The 9,791-nt window shown below is 69.2% G+C and carries 10 protein-coding genes and 1 pseudogene; 4 read left to right on the top strand and 7 right to left on the bottom strand.

From position 1 onward, the window contains the following. Positions 1-261 (bottom strand): annotated as a pseudogene (locus A9O63_RS18845) (colanic acid biosynthesis glycosyltransferase WcaL); the annotation flags it as partial. Between the two features lie 216 nt (positions 262-477). Between A9O63_RS18845 and A9O63_RS18840 the strand changes: the two are divergent. Beyond that, positions 478-687 (top strand): hypothetical protein, encoded by a 210-nt coding sequence (locus A9O63_RS18840; protein ID WP_069333285.1) that lies wholly within the window; start codon positions 478-480, stop codon positions 685-687. 22 nt (positions 688-709) lie between these two features. Here A9O63_RS18840 and A9O63_RS18835 read toward each other — a convergent pair whose 3' ends face one another. The 6 genes from A9O63_RS18835 to A9O63_RS18810 form a co-directional block, all read right to left on the bottom strand. Continuing rightward, on the bottom strand, positions 710-931 hold the full coding sequence (locus A9O63_RS18835) for a formate dehydrogenase subunit delta (RefSeq protein WP_069333283.1): 222 nt from the start codon (positions 929-931) through the stop codon (positions 710-712). After that, positions 921-1,736, bottom strand: coding sequence for a formate dehydrogenase accessory sulfurtransferase FdhD (gene fdhD / locus A9O63_RS18830; RefSeq protein WP_069333282.1), 816 nt, complete (start codon positions 1,734-1,736; stop codon positions 921-923). The genes A9O63_RS18835 and fdhD overlap by 11 nt, the downstream gene beginning before the upstream one ends. Next, on the bottom strand, positions 1,733-4,615 hold the full coding sequence (gene fdhF / locus A9O63_RS18825) for a formate dehydrogenase subunit alpha (protein ID WP_069333281.1): 2,883 nt from the start codon (positions 4,613-4,615) through the stop codon (positions 1,733-1,735). The genes fdhD and fdhF overlap by 4 nt, the downstream gene beginning before the upstream one ends. Continuing rightward, positions 4,612-6,141, bottom strand: a complete 1,530-nt coding sequence (locus tag A9O63_RS18820; RefSeq protein WP_069333280.1) for a formate dehydrogenase beta subunit — start codon at positions 6,139-6,141, stop codon at positions 4,612-4,614. The genes fdhF and A9O63_RS18820 overlap by 4 nt, the downstream gene beginning before the upstream one ends. Then, positions 6,138-6,611 carry a formate dehydrogenase subunit gamma gene (locus A9O63_RS18815; RefSeq protein WP_069333279.1) on the bottom strand — a complete coding sequence of 158 codons (474 nt, stop codon included), beginning with the start codon at positions 6,609-6,611 and terminating at the stop codon, positions 6,138-6,140. Before A9O63_RS18815 ends, A9O63_RS18820 begins: the two co-directional genes overlap by 4 nt. A gap of 100 nt (positions 6,612-6,711) precedes the next feature. Next, entirely contained in the window at positions 6,712-7,602 is an 891-nt protein-coding gene (locus tag A9O63_RS18810) for a LysR family transcriptional regulator (protein ID WP_069333278.1), read from the bottom strand. A gap of 324 nt (positions 7,603-7,926) precedes the next feature. Here A9O63_RS18810 and A9O63_RS18805 point away from each other — a divergent pair, with 324 nt between their 5' ends. Genes A9O63_RS18805 through A9O63_RS18795 form a run of 3 tightly spaced genes read left to right on the top strand, consistent with a single transcriptional unit; the run spans position 7,927 to position 9,679 of the window. Next, positions 7,927-8,724 (top strand): S49 family peptidase, encoded by a 798-nt coding sequence (locus A9O63_RS18805; RefSeq protein WP_069333277.1) that lies wholly within the window; start codon positions 7,927-7,929, stop codon positions 8,722-8,724. Continuing rightward, positions 8,724-8,906, top strand: coding sequence for a hypothetical protein (locus tag A9O63_RS18800; protein ID WP_069333276.1), 183 nt, complete (start codon positions 8,724-8,726; stop codon positions 8,904-8,906). Before A9O63_RS18805 ends, A9O63_RS18800 begins: the two co-directional genes overlap by 1 nt. Continuing rightward, on the top strand, positions 8,906-9,679 hold the full coding sequence (locus A9O63_RS18795) for an SDR family oxidoreductase (RefSeq protein WP_069333275.1): 774 nt from the start codon (positions 8,906-8,908) through the stop codon (positions 9,677-9,679). The genes A9O63_RS18800 and A9O63_RS18795 overlap by 1 nt, the downstream gene beginning before the upstream one ends. Positions 9,680-9,791 lie beyond the last annotated feature (112 nt).

Below are 9,791 nucleotides of genomic sequence, written 5' to 3'. Positions count from 1 at the left end.
CCGGCCGCCGCGCCAGGCCCTCCGGGGGCGGCGCAGCATCCAGCCGAGCGCCGAGAGGGCGAGCCGCAGGGGAGGCACCTCCAGCAGATGCTCGGTTGCGCGATCCTCGTCGAGATCGGCGGCCTCGGCCAGCGAGGGCCTCTCGCTGCGGATCGCGAAACGGTGGATGCAGTGGCCCGCGCGCTCCAGCGCACGGATCTCGCGGCGGATGAAGCTGTAGGACGCGCGTGGATAGGTATTGACCAGATAGCCAAGGCGCATGTGCTGAAAACCGGCGAAAGCAATGCGTCCTGCATAGGCGCGCCGCGCAGCCCTGCCTAGCCCTCCGTCCGGCCGAAGCGTGGCGGTCCCCGATCAGAAGGAGGAGGGCGCGCGTCCGAAGTGCCACCTTTGCGCCGCAAAGCCTTCGTCTTTCTGCGCGAATCGCTGTCCATCTTCCGCTCTCAAGGTGACAATTATCACCTCAGGGAGGCAAACATGGCATTCGGACTTATCTTTTCCAGCATCCTCGCAGGGCTGTCGCTCGCGGTCTGGGGGCTTTGGCAGGGCTACTCGATCCCCGCCGCCATCCTGATGCACATGCTGGGAGGAAGCGTCGGCGCCGTCGTCTTCCTGGCCTTCGCCACGATCCGCCCCAACCTGACCCGGCAGGAGTTCAGCTCCGCCAAGGAACGGTCGGCGCCCTGAGTGCCCTCTCCGGCCGAAAGGGTCAGGCGTCCGCAGGACGCCGGATCTCCTGCGCCGCATCGAGCACGAGGGGGCGCAGGCCGGGGCGCCCCTCCTCGATCGCCGCCAGCAGCTGACGGCGCATCCGAGGTTCCCAGAAGTCGTTGATGTGGGCAGCCGTGCCCGCCACGCCCTCGGCATGGGGCTTCGACTCGAAGAAGGTGGCAATCTGATTCGCCATGTAGATCAGCTTGTCAGGCGACATGCGCGGCCTCGTCTGGGGTGATGCGGTGGGGATGGGTGAAGACCTCGCACCGCTCGCCGCGGGCCAGCCCCACCAGCGTGAGCCCGGCCTCGTCGGCCATCCGCACCGCATGAGCGGTGGGGGCGGAGACCGCGATCAGGATCGGAGCGCCGAGGCGCGTGCATTTCTGCACCATGTCGATGGAGACCCGCGAGGTCAGCACCACGGCGCCGCGATCCGCAGCCACGCCTTGGCGCAGCAGCGCGCCTGCGAGCTTGTCGAGCGCATTGTGCCGGCCCACATCCTCGCGCACGGTCACGAGGCCCTGTCCGGGCATCCAGAACCCGGCCGCATGGACGGCGCGCGTCGCATCGTGCAGCGGCTGATGGTCGGTCAGACCGGCGACGGCCGCGAGGCAGTCGCCTGCGGCAAGGCGCAGTCCGCCCTCGACCGGAGGCGGGGGGCGCAGCGCCTCCTCGAGACTGTCGATGCCGCAGAGGCCGCAGCCCACCGGGCCCGCCATCCGCCGCCTGCGCGCAGCCAGCCGGGCCTCGGCCTCGGGGCGAAGCCAGATCTGCAGGTCGATGCCGCGCGGGGTCTCGACGGGCGTCAGGCTCTCGATGTCCTCCGGGCGCGCGAACCCCTCGGTCAGCGCGAAGCCCGTGGCAAAATCCTCGAGATCCGAGGGGCTTGCCATCATGACCGCCTGCGTCGTGCCGTTGAAGCTGAGCGCCACCGCCACCTCTTCGGGCAGGCAGCGCGCGCCCTGTTCGGCTCGCCCCGGCGAGAGGGCGAGACGCGGCAGGAGATGCCGGGTCTCCTTCATTCGGCCGCCGGCAGGATGCGCCGCGCGAGTTCCGCCTGGGCGCGGTAATCCTCCTGCCAGTCCGACGGCCCGTTCGAGGGCGCAACCTGCACCGCCGTCACCTTGTATTCCGGGCAGTTCGTCGCCCAGTCCGAGAAGTCGGTGGTGATGACGTTGGCCTGCGTCGTGGGATGGTGGAAGGTCGTGTAGACCACGCCCGGCGAGACGCGATCCGTCAGCCGCGCCCGGAGCGTCGTCTCGCCCGCCCGCGAGGCCAGGCGCACCCAGTCGCCCTCGGCCACGCCGCGCACCTCGGCATCGTGCGGATGGATCTCGAGCACGTCCTCGGGATGCCAGACGCTGTTCGCCGTCCGCCGCGTCTGGGCGCCCACGTTATATTGCGAGAGGATCCGCCCGGTGGTGAGCAGCAGCGGGAAGCGCGGGCCGGTCTTCTCGTCGGTCGCCACATATTCCGTGCGGATGAGTTTTCCGCGGCCGCGGACGAAGCCCTCGACATGCATGAGCGGCGTGCCCAGCGGATGCTCCTCGTTGCAGGGCCACTGGATCGAGCCCGCCTCTTCCAGCCGCTCGTAGGAGACGCCGGCGAAGGAAGGGGTGGTGGCCGCGATCTCGTCCATGATCTGGCTCGGATGCGTGTAGCCCCAGCCCGCGCCCAGCGCGTTGGCCAGCATCTGCGTCACTTCCCAGTCGGCGAAGCCGTTTTTCGGCGCCATGACCTTGCGCACGCGGTTGATGCGCCGCTCGGCGTTGGTGAAGGTGCCGTCCTTCTCGAGGAAGGAGGAGCCCGGAAGGAAGACATGGGCATAGTTGGCGGTCTCGTTCAGGAAGAGGTCGTGGACGATCACGCATTCCATCGCCGCAAGGCCCGCCGCGACATGACGCGTGTCGGGATCCGATTGCAGGATGTCCTCGCCCTGGCAGTAGAGGCCCTTGAAGGTGCCCTCGACTGCCGCATCGAGCATGTTGGGGATGCGCAGGCCCGGCTCGGGGTCGATCTCGACGCCCCAGAGACGCTCGAACACCTCGCGCGCCGCATCGCTCTTCACATGCCGGTAGCCCGGCAGCTCGTGCGGGAACGAGCCCATGTCGCAGGAGCCCTGCACATTGTTCTGGCCCCGCAGCGGGTTCACGCCCACGCCGGGCCGGCCGATGTTGCCGGTGAGCATGGCGAGGTTGGCGATGCCGATGACGGTGGTCGAGCCCTGGCTGTGCTCGGTCACGCCCAGCCCGTAGTAGATCGCGGCATTCCCGCCGGTGGCATAGAGGCGGGCCGCCGCGCGCAGCTCGGCCGCGGGCACGCCGGTCAGGCTCTCGATGGCCTCGGGCGCGTGACGCGGATCGGCGGCGAATTCGGCGAAATCCTGGAATTCGTCCCAGTCGCAGCGCTCGCGGACGAATTTTTCATCCACCAGCCCCTCGGTCACGATCACATGGGCCATGGCCGTCACCACGGCCACGTTGGTGCCGGGCCTGAGCGCCAGATGGTGGGCCGCCGCGATATGGGGGCTCTTCACCAGATCGATCCGCCGCGGGTCGACCACGATCAGTTTCGCCCCCTTGCGCAGCCGCTTCTTCAGGCGGCTCGCGAAGACCGGATGGCCGTCGGTCGGATTTGCGCCGATCACCATCACCACGTCCGCAGCCTCGACCGAGTCGAAATCCTGCGTGCCGGCCGAGGTGCCGAAGGTCTGGCCGAGGCCGTAGCCGGTGGGCGAGTGGCAGACACGGGCGCAGGTGTCGGTGTTGTTGTTGCGGAAGACGGCGCGGGTCAGCTTCTGGACGAGGTAGGTCTCCTCGTTCGTGCAGCGCGACGAGGTGATGACGCCGACGGACTGGCGGCCGTGCTTCTCCTGGATCGCCTTCAGGCGGCGCGCGGCGAAGCCCAGGGCCTCGTCCCAGGTCACCTCCTGCCAGGGATCGTGGATCGATTCGCGCACCATGGGCTTCAGGATCCGGTCCTTGTGGGCCGCATAGCCGTAGGCGAAGCGCCCCTTGACGCAGGAATGGCCGCGGTTGGCCTTGCCGCCCTTGTAGGGGACCATCCGCACCAGCTCGTCGCCGCGCATCTCGGCCTTGAACGAGCAGCCGACGCCGCAATAGGCGCAGGTGGTCACGACGGCACGCTCGGGCGTGCCGATCTCGATGATCGACTTCTCCTGCAGCGTGGCGGTCGGGCAGGCCTGCACGCAGGCGCCGCAGCTCACGCAGTCGGAGGTGAGGAAACTGTCGCTCGCCATGCCGGCCGAGACGCGGCTGTCGAAGCCGCGGCCCTCGATGGTCAGCGCGAAGGTGCCCTGCACCTCCTCGCAGGCCCGCACGCAGCGCGAGCAGACGATGCATTTCGACGGGTCGTAGGTGAAATAGGGGTTCGACTCGTCTTTGGCCATCCATTGCGGATTGAGGTCGCCGCCTGCATTGCGGGGCGTGAAATGATTTTCCACGGCTTCGTAGCGCACATCGCGCAGGCCCACCGCGCCCGCCATGTCCTGCAATTCGCAATCGCCGTTGGCGGCGCAGGTCAGGCAGTCGAGCGGGTGATCCGAGATATAGAGCTCCATCACCCCGCGGCGCAGCTGCTTCAGCTTCGGCGTCTGGGTCCGCACCTTCATGCCGGGCGTCACCGGCGTGGTGCAGGAGGCGGGCGTGCCCGCACGGCCCTCGATCTCGACGAGGCAGAGCCGGCAGGAGCCGAAGGCGTCGAGATTGTCGCTCGCGCAGAGCTTCGGCACCGAAATGCCCGCTTCGGCCGCGGCGCGCATTACCGACGTGCCCGCAGGCACGGTCACCGGGAAGCCGTCGATCTCGAGCGTCACCGTCTCGGTCGCGCGCGAGCGGGGCGTGCCGAAGTCGCGGTCGTCGGGAAGGATGAAGTCCTTCATTCTGCTGCCTCCTTCATCGGGGCGAAATCGTCCGGGAAGTGGGTGAGGGCGCTCATCACCGGGTAGGGGGTGAAACCGCCCAGAGCGCAAAGCGATCCCGATTTCATCGTGGCGCACAGATCCGTGAGCAGCGGGATCGCGGCCGTGTCGCCGCGGGCGATGCGGTCGACCGTCTCCATGCCGCGCACCGCGCCGATGCGGCAGGGGGTGCATTTCCCGCAGCTCTCGATGGCACAGAACTCCATCGCGAAGCGCGCCTGCTTCAGCATGTCGGCCGTGTCGTCGAAGACGACGATGCCCGCATGGCCCACGAGGCCTTCGGCCCCGGCGAATTCCTCGTAGCAGAAGGGCGTGTCGAACAGGGCGCGCGGGAAGTAGGCGCCGAGCGGCCCGCCCACCTGCACCGCCTTGACCGGCCGCCCCGAGGCCGTGCCGCCCGCGATGTCATCGACGATCTGGCTGAGGCTCATGCCGAAGGCGATCTCGAACAGGCCGCCGCGCTTCACATTGCCCGCGATCTGCAGGGGGATGGTGCCGCGCGAGCGGCCGAGGCCGAAGTCGCGGTAGTAGGCCGCGCCCTTCTGGAAGATCACCGGGATCGAGGCGAGCGAGATCACGTTGTTGACGACCGTGGGCTTGCCGAGGAAGCCCTCGAGCGCGGGCAGCGGCGGCTTTGCCCGCACCACGCCGCGCTTGCCCTCGAGCGAGTTCAGAAGCGAGGTCTCCTCGCCGCAGACATAGGCCCCGGCGCCGACGCGGATCTCCATGTCGAAGGCGCGGCCCGAGCCCATGACCGACGGCCCGAGCAGCCCGTGGGCGCGGGCAATGCGCACGGCCTCGACCATCACCTCGACCGCGTCGGGATATTCCGAACGCATGTAGACATAGCCGCGCGTGGCCCCGGTCGCGAGGCCGGCGATGGTCATGCCCTCGATCAGGGTGAAGGGGTCGCCCTCCATGATCATCCGGTCGGCGAAGGTGCCGCTGTCGCCTTCGTCCGCGTTGCAGACGATGTATTTCTGCGAGGCCTCCGCCTCGGAAACGGTTTTCCACTTGATGCCGGTGGGAAAGCCCGCGCCGCCCCGCCCACGCAGGCCCGAGTCGATCACCTCCTGCAGGATCTCGGCGCGGCTCATGGCGATGGCGCGGTGGAGCCCCTCGAACCCGCCATGCGCCTCATAGTCCTCGAGGCAGAGCGGATCGGTGATCCCGCAGCGGGCGAAGGTCAGGCGCGTCTGCATCATGAGCCACGGCAGCTCTTCCGTCAGACCCAGCGCCAGCGGATGCCGCTTCCAGTCCGCCTCGAACAGGCCCGGCACATCGGCGGCCGTGACCGGGCCGAAGGCCACGCGGCCGGCCTCGGTCTGAAGCTCGACCAGCGGTTCCAGCCAGACCATCCCGCGCGAGCCGTTGCGCACGAGCGTCAGCGGCAGGCCGCGCCGCGCGGCTTCGGCTTCGATGGCGGCAGCCACCTCGTCGGCGCCGAGCGCCTTGGCCGCCGCGTCGCGGGGAACGTAGATCTTCATGCGCGCACCTCTTCGAGGATCCGCTCGAGCCGGGCCTCGTCCACCCGGCCCACCACGCGCCCATCGACCAGCGCGGCAGGCGCACAGGCGCAGAGGCCGAGGCAGAAGACGGGCTCCAGCGTCACGCCGCCGTCGGCCGTCGTCTGGTGCCAGCCGATCCCGAGCCGCGCCTGCGTCGCCTCGGCCAGCCGGTCGCCGCCCATCGCCTGACAGGCCTCGGCCCGGCAGAGCTTCAGGACATGTCGCCCGTGCGGCCGGGTGCGGAAATCGTGATAGAAGCTCATCACCCCGTGCACTTCCGCGCGCGAGAGGTTCAGCCGCGCGGCGATCCGGGGCAGCGAGTCGAGCGGAACGTGGCCGAAGGCATCCTGCACGGCATGAAGGATCGGCAGGAGCGGCCCCTCCAACCCCTCGTGCGCGTCGAGAATGTCATCGACGCGCGCGTGAACCTCCGCTTCGTCCAGACGCATGCGGCCCCTCCCTCCCTGGATGAGCGACAAAAATACGCACCCCGATAGGTATATCAATATCAACAAACCGTGGATCGATAGGGAATGCCTATCGATTGGCTCAGCCTGCCGGCTCCTCCAGCCGTCGCGCCACCTCGATCAGGGCGGTGAGGATCGGGGTGTGCGGCTCGCGGTAGGCGGCGATCAACCCCACCTGATGCGACACTTCGGGCCCGACGATGGGGATGGCGCGCAGCCGGCCGGTCCCTGCGAAGAGATCGGCGAGCTTCTTCGGCAGGACGCTGGCCCAGCGGCCGGTCATCACATGGGCGAAGAGCGTGAGGGTCGAGTTCGACTCGACGGAAGGCGAGGCCGGCGCGCCGGTGCCCGCGAGATGCTGGTTCACGATCCGTCGGTTCTGCATGTCGGCGGTGAGGAGGCAGAGCGGCAGGCGCGCGACCTCATCCCATCCGAGGCTCCCGGTCTCGGGCAGCGCGAAGGCCGGGGCACAGACCAGCCGGTAGCTTTCGGCATAAAGCGGCACCTGCGTCACCCGCCCCAGCGGCTCGTTGTCGAGATAGGTGATGCCCGCGTCGAACTCGAGGCTCTCGATGCCGGAGAGGATCTCGATCGAGGTGCGCGACAGGATGCGGATATGCACGGCCGGATGGCGCTCGAGGAACGGCGCGGTGAGGTCGGCCACCATGGGCACCGCCGTCGGGATGACCCCGAGCGTCAGGTTGCCCGAGAGGCCCGAGCGGGCCGAACGCATCTCGTCGCGGAGCGCGCGCGCATCCCCCACGATCCGCCGCGCCCAGTCGAGCACGCGCGCGCCTTCCGGCGTCAGACCCTGAAAGCGCGAGCCGCGGAAGACGAGCTGCACGCCGAGCTGGTCCTCGAGCTGGCGGATCGCCGAGGACAGCGTGGGCTGCGCCACCCCGCAGGCCTCGGCCGCGCGTCCGAAGTGCCGCTCGCGCGCGAGCGCTATGAACATCTCCAGCTTGTCGATCACCGCGCGGCCTTCCTCTCCCGTTCGCCCCCTGGGCGGGGCCTGCCGTTCCCGAGCCTCCGCCCCGGCGTCCCTCGCTGCCGGGACCGCCCGGAGCCGGCGCCTTTCGCTGCCGGACCCTCCCCCCGAGCCGGTGCCCAAGGGCACGATCCAGCAGCTCGTGCCTGCCCGCCGGTCCCAGTCCCGAGCACGGCAGCCCGGCGTTGGCGGCGGGTCCGCCTCGCGCAGCCCGCCTCCTCGAGAGACCCTGCTGAACCATGGCAAGATTTCCCCGGCGCGGCCCCCTCTCTTCTTGTTCGGCACCCGGCCTCGGCCTACATCGGGCACATGAAACAGTATATCCCGTTCATCAGGAAGGACCCGGTTGTTCCGGTGATCCGGCTTCAGGGTGTGATCGCCTCCGGGCCGCGCGGAGGCCTGTCGGATCAGGGCCTCGCTTCGGTGATCGAGAAGGCCTTCCGGCGCGGGAAACCCGCCGGCGTGGCGCTCGTCATCAACTCGCCCGGCGGCTCGCCGGTGCAGTCGAGCCTCATCGCCGCCCGCATCCGTCGCCTCGCCTCCGAAAAGGGCGTGCGCGTCCATGCCTTCGTCGAGGATGTGGCGGCCTCGGGCGGCTACTGGCTCGCCTGCGCGGGCGACGAGATCTGGGTGGACGAAAGCTCGCTCGTGGGCTCGATCGGGGTCATCTTCTCGAGCTTCGGCTTCCACGAATTCATGGCCCGCAACGGGATCGAGCGGCGCGTCCATACGGCGGGACGTTCGAAATCCTTGGCCGATCCGTTCCTGCCCGAGAAGCCCGAGGATGTGGAGCGGCTGAGGGCCCTGCAGGAGCCCATCCATCGCGCCTTCATCGAACATGTGAAGCGCAACCGCGGCGCGCGCCTCGACCTGAACGCCGATCTCTTCAACGCGGACGTCTGGACCGGGCAGGAGGCGGTGCGTCTGGGGCTCGCCGACGGCGTGGCCCATCTGGTGCCCAAGCTGCAGGAGATCTACGGCGACAAGGTGCGGCTCCTGCCCTACGGCCAGCGCCGGCCGCTGTTGCAGCGGCTGGGCATGAGCCTCGCGGGGCAGGCGCTGGCCGAGGTCGAGAACCGTGCCCTCTGGGCGCGCTACGGTCTCTGATGCTCCTCAAGATCATCACGCTCTTCCTGCTCGGCATGGCGGCCATCGCGATGATCGGGCGGTTCCGGACGCCGCGCCTTCCGCGGCGCCGCGCCGAGGTGCCGCCGCCGACGCTCTGCGGCCATTGCGGACGGTTCATCGTCGGCAAGGAGCCGTGCCCCTGCCGGAAGGGCAAGGTCTGATGCGGGCGCTGGTCACGGGAGCCGGCCGGCGGCTCGGGCGCGAGATGGCTCTCTGGCTCGGGCGGCGCGGCGCGGATGTGGCGGTGCATTACGCCGGCTCGGCCGGGGAAGCCGAGGCGGTGGCGCGGGAGATCGCGGCGCTTGGACGCCGCGCCGTGGCCCTCCGGGCCGATCTTCTGGTCGAGGCGGAGACGCAGGCCCTCGTGGCGCGGGCGGCCGAGGCTCTGGGCGGACCGCTCGATCTGCTCGTGAACAACGCCTCGATCTTCGAAAGGGACACGATTTCGGGGGCCACCCGCGAGAGCTGGGACCGGCATATGGAATCGAACCTCCGGGCGCCGTTCGTCCTGATCCAGACCTTTGCGGCCCAGGCGCCCGCGCCGGTGCGGGATGCTCAGGATGAGCCGGTGGCGCAGGCGCTCGTCGTCAACATGATCGATCAGCGGGTGCTGCATCCGACGCCGGATTTCGCAACCTATACGCTCGCAAAAGTCGGCCTCTGGACCCTGACGCGCCTTGCCGCGCAGGAGCTGGGGCCGCGCGTGCGCGTCAACGGCATCGGCCCGGGGCCCACCCTGCAGGGGGCGCACCAGTCGCCCGAGGACTTTGCGGACGAGCGCGCCGGAACGGTTCTCGGACGCGGCGCCAATCCGTCCGACATCACTGCGGCGCTTGGATTTCTCCTCGATGCGCCGGCGGTGACCGGGCAGATGATCTGCGTGGACGGAGGCCAGCATCTGGGCGCCGAGGGCCCGCGGGGCTTCGGCTTCTAGGGCCTCACGCGGAGTTGTCCACTGTCCGCAAAGAGGTGGCTCAAAGACATGAAATTCCCAAACCTTTCATGACATTGCGGTAACGCGCAGGAAATTTTCACGTCTATTCAGC

This window comes from Cereibacter johrii, assembly GCF_001720585.1.
Lineage (GTDB): Bacteria > Pseudomonadota > Alphaproteobacteria > Rhodobacterales > Rhodobacteraceae > Cereibacter_A > Cereibacter_A johrii.
The sequence above is the reverse complement of the archived record's forward strand: the minus strand, read 5'-3'. Positions and strand labels throughout refer to the sequence as shown.